This window comes from Bacteroidales bacterium (assembly GCA_023229505.1).
Taxonomy (GTDB): Bacteria; Bacteroidota; Bacteroidia; order Bacteroidales; family JAGOPY01; genus JAGOPY01.
Genome location: JALNZD010000013.1, coordinates 1 through 21,730 on the forward strand (window position 1 = coordinate 1; position 21,730 = coordinate 21,730).

The window sequence follows — 21,730 nt, forward strand, 5'->3', positions numbered from 1 at the left end:
GCATCTTGTTTTGGAGTTTTGGTTTACAACAAAGCAGATGCTTTTCTCTTTTGTCTTCAGCCTATTAAGCAGGTTTTTACAAACATGTTATTGTTAATTTCATCGTAAAATTTTACCGGAGTATTGATATTATAAGTATTTGAATAAATAATCAAACTAAAAAGATCATATCATAAAGGACTATATGCCTTTACAAAGCATACAATTTATCCAATAGATAATGATCTTGGGTTGGGTTCAGTTATTTTAAACAATCCAAAGAATCCTTGTAAGATACTTTGGGGATTAATTGCTGAACAAAGATAATGTTTGAAAGATGACTTGCAACATCTACAGGTTAATATAGAATTGGTCTAAATATGATTGGTGTGTACTCCAATACTATTTTTGCTCATCGTTTTTTAAATATTACCTATCCGCTTTTCTTGTGGTTATTAAAGCCATGTAATCACTTGAAAGGCATTCAATATATTCAATTTCCTTCTGAGCATAGAGATACGAAATCTCATAAAAGATAATTGCTCTCTCTTAAATACTATAAAACCTTACGTATAATATTTCGCTTTCTTTATAGAAGCATAAGAAGCTCTGGTGGTTATCCCTCAGGGTTTATACCTGAAAGATATTAAAAAAAGACATAAAGTAGTTTATACCACGAAGTTTCTTATTAAGGTGAGTTTTAGAAACAAATCTAAATGGACAGTTAAATTAATAAATATAAAGACCTCTTTAATAAATTAAAATATGCCACGCGGATTTTGTTATTCAAATAAAATAAGTACCTTTGCAGCCCGAAATTTATAAGGATTAAAGTCATGAAAAAAAATATTCATCCTAAAGATTACCGTTTCGTCGTTTTTAAAGATATGTCTAATGGTTATACATTTATGACCAAATCCACAGCTAAATCTAAAGAAACGATTCCATGGGAAGATGGTAAAGAATACCCACTGATTAAATTGGAAATATCCAATACATCCCATCCTTATTTCACAGGTAAGATGAAACTGGTTGACACAGCCGGAAGGGTTGATAAATTTAAGAGCAGGTATAAACAGCATTTCGACAAGAAAGAAAACCCAACCGAATAAAAAGGTTATTAGTCATAAATCAGTCCTTTGCCATCGCAAAGGGCTTTTTTTTTTAATTTTACTTTAAAATATCCCATATGAATTTCATACTGTTTGATAATTTTCGAAGAAGTAATTTATTCCCGCTAACCTACATTCGCCCGGTTGCTGATATCAGGATCGGTATAATGACGATCAGGGAAAAATGGGAAAAATACCTTGGGCAGGCGACATCTACCTTAACAGAAAACTATCTCCGGAAAAAATATCCTATTTTAAGAGAGGAAGACAACATCATGATTAACGGATCAGTTTGTCCGAACGAGGATCTGGTCGGTGAAATTTTATTACTGAAAACCGGAGAAGTCCTCTTTCAGGGTGATGCGATCATTGCCATGCGTCTACATGCCATTGAACTTGATAGCCTTGATGAGGAAAATGTTGATAAAGTCAACATGGTTGAATCAAAGTGTCACTTTTTAAAAATCCATCATACATGGGATATTTTCACTCTGAACGGTCAGGCTTTAGGCAATGATTTCAGTTTGCTCACCAGTCAAAGAAAATCAGAACCTGTAAGTAAAACGAACCAGGTCATTGGAGACAGAATTTTCCTGGAAAAGGGCGCAAAAGTGGAATGTTGTGTCCTGAACTCTGGCACTGGACCGATTTATATCGGGAAAAATGCTGAAATCATGGAGGGAAGCCTGATCAGGGGTCCCTTTTCTCTCGGAGATCACTCAACTGTGAAGATGGGGGCAAAAATATATGGACCCACTACCATCGGGCCTTTTTGCAAAGTCGGGGGGGAAATCAACAATTCAGTCTTCTTTGGATATTCCAATAAGGCCCATGACGGATTTATGGGGCAGTCAGTTATCGGAGAATGGTGCAATATCGGGGCTGATACCAATACTTCAAACCTGAAGAATACCTACGATAATATCAAGCTGTGGAATTATGCCGACGAAACATTTGTGGAAACAGGCCTTCAATTCTGCGGGCTGATTATGGGCGACCACTCCAAGTGTGGCATAAATACGATGTTTAATACCGGGACTGTGGTCGGTATAAACACTAACATTTTCGGTGCAGGTTATCAAAGGAATTTTGTCCCAAGTTTTATCTGGGGCGGAGCTGGTGGATATAAAGCTTACCATATCGACAGGGCAGTGTCTGTTGCAAAAAAAGTATATGAACGCCGTAACCTTGAGTTTAATCAAATAGAAGAAGATATTCTGCGTGATATTTATAATTTGACAAAAGACCCATTATCCTGACCAATACCCGGAAAACCATGAGGACCGAATTGATTCAGGTTATTTGGCACACTAGTTGACATCTATAGTCTCTTATTTAAAAATATTCAATGTCATTATATGGCTGCAGTCTTAGCTTGATAAAAAATGAAGGACAATATGGTTTGGATTAGAATCATAACTGACAATTTGACACAAATTTTTATGGATAAACTCTTCAATATAAAAAGCTTTTCGGAAGGTTTGGATAATGATACCGAATTTATTCCTCTTCTTTCTTCGGAAGAAGAGGAAATTATGCAAGCTGAAAGACTCCCCGAATCATTACCTATTCTCCCTTTAAGAAACACTGTCCTGTTTCCCGGAGTCGTCATTCCTATCACAGTCGGACGTGATAAATCCATCCGGCTTATTCGTGAATCATATCGCAATGACCGGACGATAGGTGTGGTCGGTCAGAAAGATTCAAATATTGAAGATCCCGAACAAAAGGATCTTTACCAGGTTGGCACCGTTGCGCATCTGATCAAGATCTTACAAATGCCTGATGGCAATACTACCGTCATCATCCAGGGGAAAAAACGCTTTGAAATTGAACACTTTATTCAGGATGAACCTTACTTCAGGGCTAAAATAAAAGATCTTACCGATTTTGATAAAAACCTCGAAAAGGATGAGCACTTTATTGCCCTGATCGCTTCACTTAAAGACCTGGCCATACAAATCATCAAACTTTCACCTAATATTCCGTCAGAAGCTGCTTTCGCCCTAAATAACATCGATAGCCCTTTTTTCCTCGTCAATTTTGTTTCTTCGAACCTGAACATCGAGCTGGTCGACAAGCAAAAGCTGCTGGAAACGCCTGATCTCATGAAGCGGGCCAATGATGTGCTTACCGCCCTGGCAAAAGAATTGCACATGCTTGAACTAAAAAACCAGATCCGGGATAAAGTTAAACTTGACCTGGACAAGCAACAACGTGATTATCTTCTCAGCCAACAATTAAAAACAATCCAGGAGGAATTAGGTGGAAGCCCGCATGAACAGGAAATCAGCGATATAAAGGCACAAGCCTCCAAGAAGAAATGGTCGGTTAAGGTTTCAGATACATTTGAAAAGGAACTCAAAAAACTTCAACGCATGAACCCCCAGGCAGCTGAGTATTCTATCCAGATGAACTATCTCGAAACCATGATAGAACTGCCGTGGAATGAATTCACCAAGGACCGTTTTAATCTAAAAAAGGCCCAGCAGGTGCTTGATGAAGATCATTATGGTCTGGAAAAAATAAAAGAAAGGATCATTGAACACCTGGCCGTTCTGAAACTTAAAAATGACATGAAGTCGCCCATTTTATGTTTCGTCGGGCCTCCCGGTGTTGGTAAAACTTCGCTGGGTAAATCGATTGCCAGGGCTTTAGGCAGGAATTATATCCGGGTTTCATTGGGTGGTTTGCGTGATGAAGCGGAATTAAGGGGACACAGGAAGACTTATATCGGTGCCATGCCGGGCAGGATTATCCAGAGCCTCCGCAAAGTCGGATCAGCGAACCCGGTTTTCGTCCTGGATGAAGTGGACAAAGTCAGTGGAAATAACTTCCAGGGAGATCCACAGGCAGCGCTTCTTGAAATCCTCGACCCGGAGCAGAATTTCGAGTTTTACGATAATTATCTTGAAATCACTTTTGACCTTTCCAGGGTTATGTTCCTGGCTACGGCAAATACGCTTTCCACTATTCATCCTGCCTTGCGCGACAGGATGGAAGTCATCGACCTGAGCGGGTACCTCCTGGAAGAAAAGGTTGAAATTGCAAAGAAACACCTGGTGCCCAAACAGATCAGAGAGCATGGGTTAAATGAAAACCATGTAATATTCAGTAAAAAAATACTGGAAAAAATCATTGATGATTACACGAGGGAATCAGGAGTTAGGTCCCTTGAAAAAGTTATAGCGAAAATTATCCGTAACAGGGCTAAATTCGTGGCCATGGAGGAGGATTATAATCCAAAAATTAGCCTGGAGGACCTTGAGAAGATCATGGGTGCGCCACGCTATCAGAAAGACCGTGATACCCGTATCGATGTGCCCGGTGTTGTGACCGGCCTGGCCTGGACAGCAGTGGGAGGGGAGATACTTTTCGTGGAAGTCAGCCTGAGCCGGGGGAGAGGAAACCTGACCCTTACCGGCAACCTGGGAGATGTGATGAAAGAATCGGCCACAATTGCATTGGAATATTTAAAATCACATGCTCCAAGCCTTGGCCTCGACCCGGCCATTTTCCAGTACTGGAATGTACATGTTCATATCCCCGAAGGCGCTACACCCAAAGATGGCCCTTCGGCCGGCATTACTATGTTAACAGCGCTGGCATCTGCCTTCACCCAAAGGAAAGTGCGCTCAGACCTTGCTATGACAGGGGAAATTACCCTGAGAGGGAAAGTCCTGCCAGTTGGAGGTATTAAAGAAAAAATTCTTGCCGCTAAAAGGGCAAAGATCAAAAATATTATTCTTTCAGTTGAAAATAAAAAAGATATCGAAGAGGTAAAGCCAGATTATATTGAAGGATTGAATTTTATTTATGTTGAAAAGATGATGGATGTGGTTAACCACTCATTGCTTAAGGAAAAGGTGACACACCCCCTCGACCTTGACGTGATAAATGAACCTGTTAACCCTGCCATGAATAACTGATCACTGTTTTAAGTTTTTTCATATACTTGTGCTAAATTCCAACAGGATGCATAAGTATTATATTTTACTTTTTATTTTCACCGGCTTATGCTCTTGTAAATCTCCTTTCAAGAATGATCCGTCACTGACCGTATTCCGGTATAATGAATTTTCCAATATTACATCCCTGGATCCGGCTTTTGCAAAAGACCAGGCAAATATCTGGGCATGTAACCAGCTTTATAATGGATTGCTGCAACTTGATGACCATCTTCAAATCCGCCCCTGTATTGCCAAAGAATGGCAGGTTGACAGCAATGGGACAACATATCTCTTTCATCTCCGGACCGATGTGTTTTTTCATGACCACCCTGCTTTCCCAGGAGGAAAAGGAAGGAAGGTCTCAGCTCATGACTTCGTTTTCAGTTTTAACCGGATACTTGACCCGGCTTTGGCCTCTCCTGGAACCTGGGTTTTCAGCAAGGTTGTTCACCTTGATAATGAATTCGCGTTTCTTGCAGTTGACGATTCGACATTCCAGATTCATTTGTCCGAGCCATTTCCGCCCTTTTCCGGCATCCTGACCATGATCTATTGCAGTGTTGTTCCGGAAGAAGTAATCAGATTACAGGGGGCAGACTTCCGGCGAAATCCGGTTGGAACGGGACCATTCCGCTTTCGGACATGGAAGGAAAATGTAAAATTGGTCCTGGTTAAAAATGACCGCTATTTCGAATTCGAACAGGAAAGCCGGCTTCCTTTTCTTGATGCAGTGGCGGTCACATTTCTGATCGACAAACAATCTGCCTTTCTCGAGTTTGTCAAAGGCAACCTTGACTTTATCTCTGGCCTTGACCAATCATATAAAGATGAATTATTGACCAAAGAAGGGCAATTGCGGCCAAAATATCACGACAGATTTAATATGTTGTCTCAACCTTACTTAAATACTGAATATCTTGGAATTTTGGTCGACACAACTCTTGAAATCGTTAAAAATAGTCCACTTAGACATAAAGAGATCCGACAAGCTATCAATCATGGTTTTGACCGGGGAAAAATGATCCGATACCTGAGGAACAATATAGGGTATCCAGGGCTTTATGGGATCATTCCTCCCGGCTTACCCGCTTTCGACTCTTCCCTGGCAGCTTATGACTATGATCCTGCCAAAGCAAGGCAACTTATAAAGAAAGCCGGGTACTTAAAACCTGAAGACATTCCTGAGATAACCCTTCATACTACTTCGGAATACGTTGATCTCTTTAAATATCTGCAGCAACAATTGGAAGAAATCGGCCTTAGAATAAGGATAGAGGTTAACCCTGCAGCTACGTTGATGCAAATGAAAGCCTTTTCGAAGATAAATTTTTTCAGGGCTTCATGGATTGCGGATTATCCGGATGAAGAAAACTATCTTTCACTTTTTATAAGTAAAAACCTGGCGCCGGCTGGTCCAAATTACTCCCGCTTTCAAAGCAAATACTGCGATTCCCTGTATGAAAAATCCCAAAGAACCAGCCGGGACGAAGATAGAATAGGAATTTACAGGGAAATGAATCAGGCAGTGATCAATGATGCCCCGGTTGTTATCCTTTATTATGACCAGGTATTAAGGTTTACTCAAAAAAACATACAAGGCCTTGGTACTAATCCTTTAAATTTACTTTCTTTGAAGCGGGTAAAAAAAACCAAGTGGTAATGATGAAAAGAATTGATCCTTATATTATTGATGAAAGCGTATTCCGTTTGCTGGATAAGGACTGGATGCTGATAACAGCAGGGGTTAGCGGTCATTTTAACACCATGACCGCCTCATGGGGAGGTTTTGGTATACTCTGGCATCAGCCCGTAGCATTCATTTTTGTGAGGCCCCAACGTTACACTTTTCAATTTCTTGAGCAATATGAATGGTTCACTCTTTGTTTTTTCGGACACGGTTATAAAGATATTTTAAACTTTTGCGGATCCAGATCAGGCAAGGATACGGATAAAATAGCCAAAACAGGCTTAATACCAGCGGAAACAGAAAAAGGAAATATTTATTTTCAAGGTGCCCGCCTGGTTTTCGAATGTCGGAAACTCTATTACCAGGACTTGCAGCCCAGTCATTTCCTCGATCCTGAAATCGAATCCAATTATCCGGGAAAAGATTATCACAGGATGTATTTCGGAAAAGTAGAAAATAGCTGGATAAAGGAAGATAATAGTTTAAAATGAAATAATCTTGTTAATTTTACATATCCCTTCTGCAAAGCACGATGAATCTTTTTCAACAAATCAGGATAAATACAGGCAACTACTTTCTGAATAAAGGAATTGCCTCACTTAAGAGGAGCAAAAAGCTTGTCAATATTAATTCGGCTGGCTCAGTAGGCATTCTTTTTGAATTGACCGAAGAGTCAGTTTACTATTCTATTCAAAAGTATTTTCAAAAATTTCAGGAAAAGAAAATTAAAGTGAGAGCGCTTGGTTATGCTAGTAACAAACTGGTAACCAATCATTTTCTCCCGGTTCTTTCATTCGACTTTTTTAATAACAAACAGATGAATTGGCTATATATTCCAAAGGCACAATGTGTTCAGGACTTTGTGGATACAGAATTTGATATTTGCATCAATATTGCATCTGAAAAAGTATTTCCATTGAAATATATTGCAGGTATGTCTAGAGCCCGGCTAAAAGTGGGGGCATACAGCCATGAAATGCCTGGCAAACAATATAAAAAGCTGGCTTTGATCTATGACATTATGCTGCTCGCAGAGGATAATCATGACCAGATAATATTTCTTGATAATATTCATGAATATTTAACTATGTTAAACCCGAAAGAAAATGTCTGAGCTTTTTAAGGGAACAGGAGTTGCAATTATCACCCCATTTCATGATTCCGGAAATATCGATTTCGGCTCTTTCGAAAAAATCATTGAACATATAATCGGAGGAGGGGTCAATTATATCGTGGCTCTTGGAACCACAGGCGAATCGGTCACATTATCACGTGATGAAAAGGTTGCAGTCTTTGAATTTGTCGTGGAAATAGTCAATAAACGTGTTCCTGTGATTGCCGGGTTGGGGGGGAATAATACCCAGGAGGTCATTAATACTATTAAAGCAACTTCTTTCGATGGTATTGATGCAATCCTTTCCGTTTGCCCTTACTATAACAAACCACAGCAAAAAGGCCTTTACAGTCATTACAAGGCCATCGCAGGTGCCTGCCCGGTTCCGGTTATCCTCTATAATGTCCCCGGAAGAACAAGTATGAATATTTCAGCTGAAACAACATTAAAGCTTGCCGGGGATTTCAACAATATCATCGGAATTAAAGAAGCTTCGGGAAACTTGCTGCAATGCATGGAAATCATTAAAGATAAACCTCAGGATTTCCTTTTGATTTCAGGAGATGATGCACTGACACTTCCTTTGATCGCATTGGGAGCCGATGGAGTAATTTCCGTTGTTGCCAATGCTTTTCCACTTCAATTCTCCGATATGGTAAATCTTTGCCTGAAAGGTAAATTCGCGAAAGCAAGAACCCTTCACTTCGACCTTCTGAGATTTACGAATGCCATATTCATGGATGGGAACCCGTCGGGTATTAAAGCTGCTATGGAGATGATTGGCCTCTGCAAAAGTAATGTCAGGCTGCCTTTGGTTAAAGTCAATAAAAATGTCCATTCTATTATTGCAGAACAGGTCGAAATTTTACTTAAAAACCAAGTGGAAATAAACTGATCTTTTAATCGAAGTTACTGAAATGAACCTATGAAAAACCTGATCATTAAATTCGCTTTCATAATCTTCCCGCTTATTTTAATCAACTTGGTTTCTTTTAGTCAGACAAATGCAAAAGAAGAGGTATTAAACCAGCTATACGAAAAAGAAGGGGAGCAGTATTTTTCCTTTCAATCTGCCAATCGCGCAACTATCCAAGAATTAAGCCGAATCATTTCCATAGATAATGTTGAAGAAACAGGTATAGTTTATGCTTATGCAAATAAAAAAGGATTCTCCCGTTTTCTTGATTTCAGACTCCCTTATGAAATATTACTACATCCGGGTGATTTCAATGGATTTCTTAATATGAAATCCCACATTGATATCAGGAATGTTGAGGAATGGGATTTCTATCCAACCTATGAGGCTTATGTCGATATGATGTATCAATTTGCGGCAGATTATCCTTCACTGTGCCAGATTGTTTCAATTGGGACATCTGTGCAGGGAAGAGAATTGCTCATGGCAAAGATTTCCGACAATATCGGGATTAGAGAGAATGAGCCACAATTCCTGTATACTTCTACCATGCATGGGGATGAAACCACAGGCTATATCTTAATGTTAAGGTTAATAGATTACTTGTTGTCTAATTATGGCTCTACTCCAAAAGTGACCAATTTGGTCGATAATATTGAAATTTGGATTAACCCTTTAGCTAACCCTGATGGAACTTATGCCGGGGGGAACGACACCGTCAGCGGGGCCAGGAGGTATAATGCCCTGTGGGTTGATTTGAACCGGAATTACCCGGATCCTGAAGACGGACCACATCCCGATGGCGAAGAATGGCAGGCCGAGACCCTGCATTTCATGGAATCAGCAGAAAACAACCACTTCGTTTCCTCCGCCAATTTTCATGGGGGGGCTGAAGTCTGCAACTATCCATGGGATACCTGGAGCAGACTGGCAGCGGATGATAATTGGTGGCGGTATGTTTGCCATGAATATGCAGATACCGCCCAATTTTTCAGTACGCCAGGATACATGTCGGGTTTTAATGACGGCATAACAAATGGCTACGCCTGGTATAGCATTTCAGGTGGGCGACAGGATTACATGACTTACTTCCATCAAGGAAGGGAGTTTACCCTTGAAATTTCAAATAATAAACTGTTGGAGCATGAATTATTACCTGCTCTTTGGGATTATAATTACCGGTCGCTGCTTAATTATATGGAACAATCCACTTTTGGCCTCCGCGGCACCGTGAGAGACTCAGTTACCGGCATGCCGATAAAAGCTGAAATATATGTCTTGCTGCATGAAAAAGACAGTTCATGGGTTTATACTTCTTTCCCTAACGGGAATTACCACAGGCTTTTGTTTGCAGGTAACTATACCGTGAGATTTTCAGCACAAGGTTATCTTACTGAAGTAAGAAACAATGTTTCCGTTGCTAACCGACAGGCAACCATTTTGAACGTTGAGCTTGTTCCCGAAGGTGTCGGTGGCATTGATAATAACCAGATCAGTAAGATGATCCGGATTTATCCAAATCCTCTTCACGGTGATGTCATGTATTTTGAATCTGATGTCTTGGTGAATCAAATTGCTGTCTATGACCTCGCGGGTAAAGAAATATGTCAATTGAAAATCGACAATTCATCCCGGGCAATAAACTTGCCGGATCTTAATAACGGTTTGTATTTCTTTAGGTTTTCGACTGAAAAGGGTACCGGAATAAAAAAGATTGTTATAAACCGCTGAGCAGGATAAAGAAGCCGTGCTAAACCTTCATGGCCTTGATTTTGCCATCCGAGTAATCGCCGGCATCAAGCTTTTGCTTTACCTGGGCAAAAGCGTTTATTGTATATTCTACATCTTCAAGCGTATGGGCTGCAGTTGGAATTAGCCGGAGCATGATTACACCCTTCGGTACCACTGGATAAACCACTATGGAACAAAATATGTTATATTTTTCGCGCAATTCATAAGTGATTTGGGTTGCTTCACTTACTCCTCCGGAGAAATAAACCGGCGTAACCGGTGATTCAGTTTTACCGATATCAAATCCTTTTTCCCTGAGCCCTTTCTGCAATGCATTAACAACTGTCCATAGTTTCTGCCTTAGCTGTGGCTCATTTCTTAGAATTTCCAGCCTTTTAATCGCCCCTATAGTCATTGCAACGGGTAATGATTTTGCATAAACCTGAGATCTCAGGTTATACATAAGGAATTTTATCACCTCTTTCTCTGATGCGATAAAACCACCTATACCTGCGAAAGCCTTGGCAAAAGTGGCAAAATAGATATCAATCTCATCCTGGACACCAAGATGCTCACCTGTACCCTTGCCGGTTTTGCCCATAGTGCCAAAACCATGCGCATCATCAACCAATAACCTGAATAGATATTTTTTCTTCAATGCTACGATTTCTTTAAGATTTCCAAGGTCACCTGCCATGCCATAAACGCCTTCTGTAATAACGAGTATCCCGCCACCGGTTTCTTGTGTGATCTTGGTTGCCCTCTCCAATTCTTTCTCGAGGTTCTTCATGTTATTGTGCGGGTAGACAAACCTTTTCCCGAAGTGCAACAACATTCCATCAATAATACAGGCATGAGCATCCGAATCATAAACAATCACATCTTTCCGGTCGACAAGAGACTGGATCAGGGAAACCATTCCCTGATAACCGAAATTCAACAGGTAAGCCGACTCTTTTCCAACGAATTCGGCTATCTCTTTTTCAAATTGTTCATGATATACCGTTTGGCCTGACATCATCCGGGCCCCCATTTGGTAGGCCAGGCCATACTTTGCCGCCGCTTCTGCATCAGTTTTCCTGATCTCAGGGTGATTAGCCAATCCCAGGTAATTGTTAAGGCTCCAGACAAGCCTCTCCTTTCCCATGAATGTCATTCGGTTAGAGATTTCACCTTCCAGCTTTGGGAAAAAATAATATCCATGGCCAATTTCATAATACTTACCCAATGGCCCCATCTTTTCTGTAATCTTTTTAAAAATATCCACAGCAATTGATTTTAATAGTTACTTTTAAGTTTATTTCAATATTAAGCGGCAAAATTATCAATTATTCGCTTTCGTTCAAACGATTTGACAATGATAATAATTGCCTTCCCTTCACGTTATCAGTAATCTAAAAATTTGTAATTTTGCCCGATGTTTTTTAGCCGCTTTAAAATATACATTCTTTTAGCAATACTGGTGCTGGCAAGTTGCGGAAAGCATCAGAAATTGATTAAAAGTACCGATAACGAGGCAAAGTATGCCGCTGCTGTTGATTACTATGAAAAAAACGACTATTACCGTGCACTGCAGTTATTTCAGCAATTGATCAATTTTTACCAAGGAACGGAAAAGGCCGAAAAAATGCAGTTTTATTATGCTTATTGTTATTATCACCAAAGGGATTATGTCCTGGCCAGTTATTATTTCAAACGATTTGTGAATAATTATCCGAGAAGTGCACTCGCTGAAGAAGCGATGTTTATGAATGCATATTGCTACTTTCTCGATTCCCCGAATTCAAGCCTTGATCAGACTAATACTTTAACGGCCATTAAGGAATTACAGTTATTTATCAACCTTTACCCCAATAGTGCCAGAGTTGAGGAAGCAAACAAACTCATTGACCAGTTGAGGGCAAAATTGCAGCGAAAAGACCTGGACATAGCTAACCTTTACTTGAAAATGAGGCTTTATGAGGCAGCGATCTCTTCTTTTAAAAATATTCTGAAAGATTTCCCGGATTCAGAATATAAGGAGGAAATCCTTTTCTCTATTCTCAAATCTTATTATAATTACGCCTCATTCAGCATAAGCGTGAAGCAACCAGAGCGCTATCAGTCAGCGTTGGATTCCTACAACGAACTTGTATTCCAGTTCCCGGATACTAAGTATCTCAAAGAGGCTAAAAATATGAACCGGGATGTACTGGATCATGTCCAGGGCAGGTCTTCTACCAAGAAAAATTCTGATATTAATTAATTTCAACAAGATGGATTATAAAAAAGTCAAAACAGATCCTGAAGCTGTGACCCGCGACACGCGTAAATTCAGCGAACAAACAGCCAATCTTTATGAAACAGTTGTTATTATTTCCAAAAGGTCGAACCAGATTGCCCTTGAGCTGAAAGACGAACTAAATAAAAAAATTGAGGAGTTTGCTACAACAAATGACAATCTGGAAGAAGTCTTTGAAAATAAAGAACAGATCGAAATTGCCAGGTTTTATGAACGTCTCCCAAAACCTACATTGATCGCTGTTAATGAATACCTGAACGATCAGGTATATTTCCGGAATCCACACAGGGATATAAAAAAGAAGAAATCGCATTAATCTGGTAAATGCTGAAAGATAAAAAAATAGTCATCGGGATTACAGGAAGCATAGCTGCCTTTAAGATTCCAATCCTTGTCCGTCTCTTTAAAAAGGAAGGGGCAGAGGTTAAAATTATGATGACCCCGGCAGCCAGGGATTTTGTCACCCCTTTGACCCTTTCAACCTTGTCCGGTAATCCGGTCATTATTGAGCCATTTAATCCTGAAGATGGCACATGGAATAGCCATGTCGAGCTTGGACAATGGGCTGATATATATTTACTCTCGCCGGTTTCAGCCAATACTCTGGCTAAAATGGCCCATGGTATAGCGGATAATTTTTTTCTTACGGCTTTTCTATCAGCTAAATGCCCTGTATTCTTTGCCCCGGCTATGGACCTTGATATGTTCAGGCATCCTGCCACTCAAAAGAACATTGAAATCCTTCAGTCGTATGGACATTATCTGATCGATCCGGCAGTTGGTGAGCTCGCAAGTGGATTGAGCGGTGCCGGTAGAATGGAAGAACCCGAAAATATCTTTCAATTAATTAATGACTTCTTTTCCGAAAAGAAAAGCAAATTAAGTGGCAAAAAAGTTTTGGTAACTGCAGGTCCGACAAATGAAGCCATTGATCCGGTTCGCTTTATTGGTAACCATTCTTCCGGCCTAATGGGTTTTTCTATTGCAGAAGAATTTGCAGCAAAAGGGGCAGATGTAACCCTCGTTACAGGGCCTGTTGCTTTAAATCTTGAGCACCCTGGCATCAGAAGGATCGATGTAACTTCTGCCGATGAAATGTTTGAAGCGTGCATGGCTGTTAAAGATGTTTCGGAAATCATTGTAATGGCAGCTGCTGTGGCTGATTATAAACCCGCAGTGCAGGCCACTGTTAAAATTAAAAAGTCTGAATTTAACCTTGATCTAAAACTTCGACCTACCCGCGACATCCTGGCAGGGCTTGGAAAAGAGAAAAAATCAGGTCAAATCCTTGTTGGATTTGCTCTTGAAACCGATCATGAAGAAGAAAATGCCAGGAAAAAACTGGAAAGCAAAAATCTGGATATCATCGTTCTGAATTCACTGTGCGATGAAGGCGCAGGCTTTAAGACCCCAACCAATAAAGTGACTGTCCTGTTCAATTCAGGCCGGATCCAGCACCTCCCGCTTAAATCCAAAAAAGAGATCGCACAAGATATTATTAATAGTATCGAATCAATAATTTGATAATCAAATTATTGACATTTATAAGTTAATCTTCAATCTTATGTATAAAATATTTATATTGTTGATATTGAGCTTATTTATGTTAACAGTACAGTCACAGGAGTTTATTTGCAATGTGGAAGTCAGCAGTCAAGAAATTCAAGGGTCTGACCGCAGGGTATATGAAACCATGAAAAATGCTATTTATGAATTCATGAATAACCGCAATTGGACAAATTACAATTTCAAGTACAATGAAAGAATTGAATGTTCCATTCTGATTAATATAACAGAACGCCCTTCGCCGGATTATTTCAGGTTTGATATGACCTTGGCCTTGCGCAGGCCAGTTTTTAATTCATCTTATAATTCTGTCCTGTTCAATTATATTGATAAGGATATCGATATAGAATATATTGAAAACCAGCCACTTGATTTTAGTGTTGGAATGTTTTCAAGCAACCTTACTTCTGTACTGGCTTATTATGCTTATATCATGCTGGGACTTGATTTTGATTCTTTTATGCTTAACGGGGGAAATCCCTATTATGAAGCAGCCTTGAATATTGTTAATACTGCACAGAATACCAATTATACGGGATGGAAATCCTCCGAAAATACCAGGAACAGATTCTGGTTGCTCGAAAACCTGACTAACCCTTCCTATGCTGGTTTCCGTAGTTTTTATTATGAATACCATTTAAAAGGACTGGATGTGATGTACGAATTTCCTGAAAAAGGCCGGCAAACCATTTTAGCGACTTTGGAATATCTCCAAAAGATCAAGCAATCCAGGCCAGGTTTACTATTCCTTCAAATTATCGCTGATTCCAAAAGAGATGAGTTAGTTAATATCTTTTCTGATGGGTTAGCTACTGAGAAAACAGCAGCAGTGAAAATCCTGAATGAAATAGATCCGGCAAATGCAATGACGTACCAAAAAATCCTTCAGAAATAAGTTGCCAGGAATATATGCTTATACATCTTTCCATAGAAAATTATGCACTGATTGATCACCTTGATATCAGTTTTTACCAAGGCTTTACAGCTATTACCGGTGAAACAGGAGCAGGGAAATCGATCCTGATGGACGCACTCGACCTGGTACTAGGGAAAAGAGCTGATACTCAATTTCTACTGGATCCTACACGGAAATGCATTGTGGAAGCAACTTTTTCGGTCGCTAATTACAACCTCCAATCATTTTTTGATGAGGCTGGAGTGGATTTTGAAGAAATTTCTATCCTCCGGCGTGAAGTAAACCCCAATGGGAAATCAAGGGCATTTATCAATGATACACCTGTCGCGCTGGGACATTTAAAGATATTAGGGGATTTGCTGGTTGATATTCATGCACAACATGCCACTACTTCATTGCAAAATCCCGGCTTCCAGTTATCAGTTATCGACAGTTTTGCAGATTTGGAAATAGAACTCTCTGATTACCAAAGGTATTTTCAGGAACTTAAAAGCAGCAGGCAATTATTAAAAGATCTCATCGAACAGGAAATTAATGCGCGTGCAACCCTTGATTATAAACAATTTATATTCGATGAACTGGCGCTTGCAGAAATATTGCCGGAAGAACAGGAACAGTTGGAAGAACAGCTTACCTTGATAACCCATGCGGAAGAGATAAAAAGTAACCTTTTCCAGGTTCAGGAATTATTGAACAACGATGAAAATAGCTCTCTGAATCTGCTTTCACAGGCAGAAACAAATCTTCACAGAATTTCAGTTTATCATCCCGATCTGGAACAATTAACTGAGAGGCTTCAATCAGATCTGATTGACTTAAAGGACATCAGCCTTGAATTAGCCCGCCTAAATGATAGCATTGAGTTTAATCAGGAGCAATTGAACTTGATCCAGCAAAGGCTCGATTTGCTCTATCGGCTGCAACATAAACATCACGTCAATTCAAATAAGGAATTACTTGAAATAACTGAAAATCTGAGCGCAGAACTGAATGAATATTCATCAATCGAAAATCAGATTAAAAATATTGAGAACCAGGTCAAGGCGCAGGAATCAGAGCTTAAAGCAAGTGCGGATATATTGACGCTCAGAAGAAAGTCTGGTTTTCCTCTATTGGAAAAAGAGATAATTTCTTCTTTGAACCATCTGGGTATGCCGGAAGCCCGCTTTGAAATAAAACATTCTAATACCCATGATTTTAGTATGAGTGGGCAGGACAATATCGAATTTTATTTCAATGCCAATGAGGGTCATTCACTGAAACCACTCTCTGAAATTGCATCAGGTGGGGAATTGTCGAGGGTCATGCTCAGCATAAAATCTATCATTTCTGCAAAAAAGCTCCTTCCAACCATTATTTTTGACGAGATCGATAATGGCCTTTCAGGTGATGTTGCCGGTAGGGTAGGGGATGTTTTATCATCCGCCGCTGTATACATGCAGGTTATAACAATCACTCATCTGCCTCAGATTGCGGGAAAAGCACAACATCATTATTCGGTTTTCAAACAAAGTAAAAATAATGTCACTTATTCAAATATAAAATTCCTTGACCATCAGGAGAGGGTTGCTGAACTGGCCAAGATGATCGGAGGCAGGGAAATTACTGTTGCATCCATTGCGGCAGCTAAAGAATTATTAACATCACCCTCAGAAATTCTCTAAGATAAAAACAATAAATTTTGTCAAAATGTCTTATAACCTCTTAAAAGGAAAAAAAGGAATTATTTTCGGAGCCCTGGATGAAAAATCAATTGCCTGGCAGGTCGCATTGAAGGCTTACGAAGAAGGGGCAGAATTCACCCTTTCAAATACCCCGATAGCAATGAGATTCGGGACGGTAGATGAATTAGCCAGGATTTGCAATACTATTGTGATTCCGGCAGATGCTACCAGTGTCAGTGACCTGGAACAGGTTTTCAGCAAGACGATGGACTATTATGGCGGCAAGATCGATTTCGTGCTTCATTCGATAGGTATGTCGATGAATGTCAGGAAAAAAAGGGTTTATAATGACGTTGATTATGAGTATTTCAAAACTACCCTTGATATTTCTGCGCTATCATTTCATAAACTTCTGCAGGTAGCTTTCAGAATGAACGCCATCAAAGAATGGGGCTCAGTGGTAGCATTATCCTATATTGCGGCCCAGCGAACACTATATGCATACAACGATATGGCTGATGCCAAAGCGCTGCTCGAATCCATCGCCCGAAGCTTTGGTTATATATATGGCAGAGAAAGAAAAATCAGGATAAACACTATTTCACAATCACCGACCATGACCACTGCAGGTAGTGGAGTCAGGGTGATGAGTGGCCTGATGGATTTCACCGAGCGGAATTCGCCTCTTGGAAATGCAACGGCAGAAGAATGCGCAAACTATTGCATAACGTTGTTTTCCGATCTGACAAAAAAAGTAACTATGCAAAACCTCTATCATGACGGTGGATTTTCCAGTATGGGTATGAGTTTAAGAGCTATGGAAATGTATAACAAGAGCTTTAACTGCGAGCATTGTTAAGATTAATTGACAATTGCGATTGGAGAAATCAATAATCTTTTATATTTGTTAGAGAATTCACTTTTTACGCTAAAAATATAATTCATATTCCCTTATGATTAATTTTCAGTTAGATACAAGACACCAGGAAATCATCGAAAAGTATCGTGATTTTTCCAATCGCTGGATTATTCCCAACCGGATGAAGTACGATGCACTGGCAGAATTTCCCTGGGATATCGTTCGTGCCGCTTATGATGAGAAGATCATCCACGCATCCGTGCCTGTTGAATATGGGGGGCAAGGACATAACATCCTCGACGGGGCACTTGCTTCTGAAGAATTGGGATATGGATGCACCGGGATTGGCATTTGCGTCGATGCCAGCACATTAGCACTAACCCCGCTTTTAATAATGGGTTCCGACGAACAAAAAAAACGCATTTTCGGTGAGATCTTTGAAAAAAAGAGTGTTGCAGCATATGCACTCACTGAGCCCAACGCCGGATCAGATGTGCAGGGTATCAAGTCAACTGCAATAAAAAACGGTGACAAATACATATTAAATGGTCACAAAAGATTCATAACCAATGGTGAAGTAGCTGAGTACATTACTGTATTTGCCCTTGCTGATCCTGAACGCGGTTCACGAAGCCTGAGCGCTTTTGCGGTTCATAAGGACCTCCCTGGTATTACTATGGTCTCCCGGCTTGATAAAATGGGTCAGCGTGCCTCCGTCCAGAATGAAATCAAGTTTGAAAATGTTGAAGTAGCATCGAAGAACCTTATTGGAGGAGAAGGTTATGGCTTTTTAATCGCCATGAAAACTTTCGACAGGACCCGGACGGGTGTTGCAGCAGCAGCAGTGGGAAACGCCCAGTCGGCTTATGATTATTCCAGGGAATGGGCTAAAAAAAGGATTCAGTTTGGTCATCCGGTAACCAACTTACAAGGTGTAGCTTTCATGATAGCGGATATGGCTACTGAAATTGAAGCGGCCAGGATGCTTGTTTGGCGGGCTGCATGGGCCTATGATACGCAGCAGAAAGATTTCTCGAAGCTATCTGCTATGTCGAAATATTTTGCAACTGATGTTGCAATGAAAGTCACTACCAATGCCGTACAGGTTATGGGTGGAGAAGGATATTCAAAGGAACATCCTGTTGAAAAGATGATGCGGGACGCTAAGCTTTCACAGATTTATGAAGGGACCAACCAGGTCAACAGGCAGGTTGTTTCCAAACATGTCCTGAAATAAATTCCTATCAGAAAGTATAACGGGTGTCGTAAATAAGCCTGTCGGCAATCCTCCGGCGGGCATCTTTTACATTAACCGGGGCGACCCGGGTGAAGATATCGAGGGCACGGTTCAATTTCTTCTGCAAATCTCCTTCTTCAAAAGAATTCACAGCATCTTTTCCCGCTTTGGTCATTTTTGCAGCAGCGTCATATACAAAAACATCCAGGATATCCTGATAAATACTGATATGTTTTTTATCAAAATATTTCCTCATTTTGTCAACCCGCAGTAGCGTTGATTCAGATATATAAAGCTGTATCATCATATCGGCGACATTCATCATGATTTCCTGTTCAATGATCAGGTCTTTCCTGTATCTTTCGGAAAAAGCATGGATGACCAATAATACTGCTTTTTTGAGATTATTAATATAATGGAATTTCTCTTCAAAATACCCTGGGAATTCCGGTTCAATATCTTCGAGAAAATCGATAGATTCGAAAATGGCCCTGGCTTTTCCAAAGAGATCAAAATCACCTTTCTGGCCTTTTTTAATGGCAGAATCAGCAGCAAGGAGCCTGTTGATCTCATTAGTGCCTTCGAAAATACGGTTTATCCTGGAGTCACGATAAGCCCTGTCGATAGGGGCTTCTGCCGAATACCCCATACCCCCGTAAATCTGAACGGCTTCATCGACCACGAAGTCCAGGACTTCGGAACCATACACTTTTAGCATGGCACATTCGACAGAAAACCTTGCAATAGCTTCAATCTCAGCCTTTCCTTTTTCCAGGCCGGCTGCCATGTTCATTTTTGCCGCTTCTTCAATATTCATGCTGGTGCGGTAAACAGCAGATTCATTGGTAAAAGTCCGGATTACCTGTTCTGCCAATTTATGTTTGATAGCGCCAAAACTGGAAATCAGGGAACCGAATTGCTTTCTTTCATTGGCATAGTTAACTGACTGATTGATAGTGCGTTTGGCAGCCCCTAGCACAATCCCGCCAAGTTTTATCCTGCCCATATGGAGGATGCTTAATGCTATCCTGAAACCTCCCCCGCGACAACCTAACAGGTTTTCGACCGGGACTTTAACATCATTGAAGAAAATCTGTCGCGTGGAGGATCCTTTGATTCCCATCTTATTCTCTTCCGGGTTCATGCTGATTCCTGGCAGATGGCTTTCGACAATAAATGCACTGAGCACCCTGTCGTTGTCAATCTTTGCAAAAACCGTTAAAACATCAGCAAACCCGCCGTTAGTGATCCACATTTTTTGTCCGTTAAGAAGATAATGCTTCCCATCATCCGTCAAAATAGCTTTGGTTCTGCCTGAATTTGCATCTGAACCCGCATTTGGCTCAGTAAGGCAATAGGCCGCAATCCATTCTCCGGTTGCCAGTTTAGGTAAATATTTACGTTTCTGTAATTCGTTCCCATAATATACAATAGGCATCGTGCCAATACCGACATGGGCCGAATAAGCCACCGTAAATGAATAACCTGCTCCCAGTGACTCATTTGCACGCATGGATGTCAGGAATGACTGCCCGAAACCTTCATATTCCTCCGGAATAGAAATGGCAAGAAGCCCGAGCTCACCTGCCTTGCTAAGTAGTTTCGGCATCAGCCCTAATTCCTGCTTGTCAATCCTGTCAAGCATAGGAAAAACTTCTGACTCAAGAAAATCATCACAGGTTTGTGTGATCATCTTCTGTTCTTCATTAAACTCTTCAGGAATAAAAATATCTTCAGACGTTACTTCTTTGACTAGAAAGTCACCACCAATAGTGTTTTTACTATCTTCCATCATGCCATGTTTTGATTTTGCGGCAAAGATAAATAAATAATTTCAGGCTGCTCTTTGACTGCAAATATGTGTACTTCCAGCCAATCATTGCTAACTGGTAATAATATTTATACTGCATATGAATATTACTTTCATTAGTTTTTGTGATAAAGAAATAAACAATAATGTAGTTAATAAAATGGATTTTAGAGGAATAATTATCGGTGTTGGCATCTTAATTATCCTGCTTATCCTCGCAGTTCGTTTCAGGAGAGTGATAATCCTGGCATTAATCAGGATGATTTATGGTAAATTTAGTTACGAGTTCTTTCACAATTATAAAAAATATTTTGTGAGGAGCCCATATCAATATTGCTTCCGCGATGAATTTACAACCCATTTGCTTTTTATAGTGTCCAAAAATGAAGAAATGCCTTCATTTAAAACTAAAAAAGAAATTTACTTTGAAAACACACCTTATTTTATCAATTATAAAGATTTTTTAAAGAAAAAAGGGAATCCATATTGCTTCAATGCATTCGCCTTTAATCAACCAGATTTCGTGATTAAAGCCCTTGGATATCAGGCAACGATAGCAGGGAGCAAGGCGATTCTCGTTTTCTATTTTATGAATGATTCCTTCTTTATGGGTGAATATATTTTCAAGAATCCAAAAAATGACATAAAAGCCAGTTTGACTGCTCATTTCCTTGAAGTGAAAGATCTTTCAGGAAATAATTTTTATATAGAGAATACCAAAGATCAGATAATTCATTATCAAAATACTGGTTTCACCGTAGATATCAAGTATCTCAACAAGGAAAACAAAGCTATTATTGAGAACCTGAAGCAATACTATATTAAGGTCACGGGGAAAAAATTAGTTATGGAAGCCTGAAAAAGGATTGCAGATGTTTATCTGATCAGTAAATTGCGGTTAGAAACAA

Annotated in this window: 18 protein-coding genes; 16 read left to right on the plus strand and 2 right to left on the minus strand. The window is 40.0% G+C overall.

Annotated elements, in window-relative coordinates; all coding sequences use genetic code 11:
- Positions 1–815: 815 nt before the first annotated feature.
- The 8 genes from M0Q51_06235 to M0Q51_06270 all read left to right on the plus strand — a co-directional run bounded on the left by M0Q51_06235 (position 816) and on the right by M0Q51_06270 (position 10,489).
- The gene (locus M0Q51_06235; GenBank protein MCK9399577.1) at positions 816–1,091 is read left to right on the plus strand and encodes a type B 50S ribosomal protein L31; all 276 of its coding nucleotides are present in this window, start codon (positions 816–818) and stop codon (positions 1,089–1,091) included.
- Positions 1,092–1,168: 77 nt separating this feature from the next.
- The gene (locus tag M0Q51_06240) at positions 1,169–2,350 is read left to right on the plus strand and encodes a GlmU family protein (GenBank protein MCK9399578.1); all 1,182 of its coding nucleotides are present in this window, start codon (positions 1,169–1,171) and stop codon (positions 2,348–2,350) included.
- Positions 2,351–2,533: 183 nt separating this feature from the next.
- Complete coding sequence (gene lon / locus M0Q51_06245; protein MCK9399579.1) at positions 2,534–5,020, plus strand: endopeptidase La; 2,487 nt, start codon at positions 2,534–2,536, stop codon at positions 5,018–5,020.
- 46 nt (positions 5,021–5,066) lie between these two features.
- Complete coding sequence (locus M0Q51_06250; protein ID MCK9399580.1) at positions 5,067–6,701, plus strand: ABC transporter substrate-binding protein; 1,635 nt, start codon at positions 5,067–5,069, stop codon at positions 6,699–6,701.
- Positions 6,701–7,219, plus strand: a complete 519-nt coding sequence (locus tag M0Q51_06255) for a flavin reductase (GenBank protein ID MCK9399581.1) — start codon at positions 6,701–6,703, stop codon at positions 7,217–7,219. Before M0Q51_06250 ends, M0Q51_06255 begins: the two co-directional genes overlap by 1 nt.
- A gap of 41 nt (positions 7,220–7,260) precedes the next feature.
- A complete protein-coding gene (locus M0Q51_06260; protein ID MCK9399582.1) occupies positions 7,261–7,842 on the plus strand; it encodes a hypothetical protein in 582 nt (193 codons plus the stop codon).
- Complete coding sequence (dapA, locus tag M0Q51_06265) at positions 7,835–8,737, plus strand: 4-hydroxy-tetrahydrodipicolinate synthase (protein MCK9399583.1); 903 nt, start codon at positions 7,835–7,837, stop codon at positions 8,735–8,737. Before M0Q51_06260 ends, dapA begins: the two co-directional genes overlap by 8 nt.
- 30 nt (positions 8,738–8,767) lie before the next feature.
- Entirely contained in the window at positions 8,768–10,489 is a 1,722-nt protein-coding gene (locus tag M0Q51_06270) for a T9SS type A sorting domain-containing protein (GenBank protein ID MCK9399584.1), read from the plus strand.
- A 19-nt stretch (positions 10,490–10,508) separates the two neighbouring features.
- Here M0Q51_06270 and M0Q51_06275 read toward each other — a convergent pair whose 3' ends face one another.
- Positions 10,509–11,756, minus strand: coding sequence for an aminotransferase class I/II-fold pyridoxal phosphate-dependent enzyme (locus tag M0Q51_06275; GenBank protein MCK9399585.1), 1,248 nt, complete (start codon positions 11,754–11,756; stop codon positions 10,509–10,511).
- Between the two features lie 150 nt (positions 11,757–11,906).
- Here M0Q51_06275 and bamD point away from each other — a divergent pair, with 150 nt between their 5' ends.
- The 7 genes from bamD (at position 11,907) to M0Q51_06310 (ending at position 19,012) form a co-directional block, all read left to right on the plus strand.
- Positions 11,907–12,734: an outer membrane protein assembly factor BamD gene (bamD, locus tag M0Q51_06280; GenBank protein MCK9399586.1), complete on the plus strand. Its 828-nt coding sequence runs from the start codon at positions 11,907–11,909 to the stop codon at positions 12,732–12,734.
- A gap of 10 nt (positions 12,735–12,744) precedes the next feature.
- On the plus strand, positions 12,745–13,086 hold the full coding sequence (locus M0Q51_06285) for a DNA-directed RNA polymerase subunit omega (GenBank protein MCK9399587.1): 342 nt from the start codon (positions 12,745–12,747) through the stop codon (positions 13,084–13,086).
- Between the two features lie 8 nt (positions 13,087–13,094).
- A complete protein-coding gene (gene coaBC, locus M0Q51_06290; GenBank protein ID MCK9399588.1) occupies positions 13,095–14,294 on the plus strand; it encodes a bifunctional phosphopantothenoylcysteine decarboxylase/phosphopantothenate--cysteine ligase CoaBC in 1,200 nt (399 codons plus the stop codon).
- 79 nt (positions 14,295–14,373) lie between these two features.
- A complete protein-coding gene (locus tag M0Q51_06295; protein ID MCK9399589.1) occupies positions 14,374–15,231 on the plus strand; it encodes a DUF4835 family protein in 858 nt (285 codons plus the stop codon).
- 14 nt (positions 15,232–15,245) lie between these two features.
- Positions 15,246–16,916, plus strand: a complete 1,671-nt coding sequence (gene recN / locus M0Q51_06300) for a DNA repair protein RecN (protein ID MCK9399590.1) — start codon at positions 15,246–15,248, stop codon at positions 16,914–16,916.
- 25 nt (positions 16,917–16,941) lie between these two features.
- Complete coding sequence (locus M0Q51_06305; GenBank protein MCK9399591.1) at positions 16,942–17,775, plus strand: SDR family oxidoreductase; 834 nt, start codon at positions 16,942–16,944, stop codon at positions 17,773–17,775.
- A gap of 94 nt (positions 17,776–17,869) precedes the next feature.
- A complete protein-coding gene (locus M0Q51_06310) occupies positions 17,870–19,012 on the plus strand; it encodes an acyl-CoA dehydrogenase family protein (protein MCK9399592.1) in 1,143 nt (380 codons plus the stop codon).
- Between the two features lie 7 nt (positions 19,013–19,019).
- Here M0Q51_06310 and M0Q51_06315 read toward each other — a convergent pair whose 3' ends face one another.
- Complete coding sequence (locus tag M0Q51_06315) at positions 19,020–20,804, minus strand: acyl-CoA dehydrogenase family protein (protein MCK9399593.1); 1,785 nt, start codon at positions 20,802–20,804, stop codon at positions 19,020–19,022.
- A 178-nt stretch (positions 20,805–20,982) separates the two neighbouring features.
- On the opposite strand from M0Q51_06315, the gene M0Q51_06320 reads away from it, so the two are divergent.
- Positions 20,983–21,681, plus strand: a complete 699-nt coding sequence (locus M0Q51_06320) for a hypothetical protein (protein ID MCK9399594.1) — start codon at positions 20,983–20,985, stop codon at positions 21,679–21,681.
- Positions 21,682–21,730: the final 49 nt, after the last annotated feature.

Bases quoted from the DNA above. Each gene is read 5' to 3' on its own strand.
- M0Q51_06235 (MCK9399577.1), top strand. From the start codon at position 816: ATGAAAAAAAATATTCATCCTAAAGATTACCGTTTCGTCGTTTTTAAA.
- M0Q51_06240 (MCK9399578.1), top strand. From the start codon at position 1,169: ATGAATTTCATACTGTTTGATAATTTTCGAAGAAGTAATTTATTCCCG.
- lon (MCK9399579.1), top strand. From the start codon at position 2,534: ATGGATAAACTCTTCAATATAAAAAGCTTTTCGGAAGGTTTGGATAAT.
- M0Q51_06250 (MCK9399580.1), top strand. From the start codon at position 5,067: ATGCATAAGTATTATATTTTACTTTTTATTTTCACCGGCTTATGCTCT.
- M0Q51_06255 (MCK9399581.1), top strand. From the start codon at position 6,701: ATGATGAAAAGAATTGATCCTTATATTATTGATGAAAGCGTATTCCGT.
- M0Q51_06260 (MCK9399582.1), top strand. From the start codon at position 7,261: ATGAATCTTTTTCAACAAATCAGGATAAATACAGGCAACTACTTTCTG.
- dapA (MCK9399583.1), top strand. From the start codon at position 7,835: ATGTCTGAGCTTTTTAAGGGAACAGGAGTTGCAATTATCACCCCATTT.
- M0Q51_06270 (MCK9399584.1), top strand. From the start codon at position 8,768: ATGAAAAACCTGATCATTAAATTCGCTTTCATAATCTTCCCGCTTATT.
- bamD (MCK9399586.1), top strand. From the start codon at position 11,907: ATGTTTTTTAGCCGCTTTAAAATATACATTCTTTTAGCAATACTGGTG.
- M0Q51_06285 (MCK9399587.1), top strand. From the start codon at position 12,745: ATGGATTATAAAAAAGTCAAAACAGATCCTGAAGCTGTGACCCGCGAC.
- coaBC (MCK9399588.1), top strand. From the start codon at position 13,095: ATGCTGAAAGATAAAAAAATAGTCATCGGGATTACAGGAAGCATAGCT.
- M0Q51_06295 (MCK9399589.1), top strand. From the start codon at position 14,374: ATGTTAACAGTACAGTCACAGGAGTTTATTTGCAATGTGGAAGTCAGC.
- recN (MCK9399590.1), top strand. From the start codon at position 15,246: ATGCTTATACATCTTTCCATAGAAAATTATGCACTGATTGATCACCTT.
- M0Q51_06305 (MCK9399591.1), top strand. From the start codon at position 16,942: ATGTCTTATAACCTCTTAAAAGGAAAAAAAGGAATTATTTTCGGAGCC.
- M0Q51_06310 (MCK9399592.1), top strand. From the start codon at position 17,870: ATGATTAATTTTCAGTTAGATACAAGACACCAGGAAATCATCGAAAAG.
- M0Q51_06315 (MCK9399593.1), bottom strand. From the start codon at position 20,804: ATGGAAGATAGTAAAAACACTATTGGTGGTGACTTTCTAGTCAAAGAA.
- M0Q51_06320 (MCK9399594.1), top strand. From the start codon at position 20,983: ATGGATTTTAGAGGAATAATTATCGGTGTTGGCATCTTAATTATCCTG.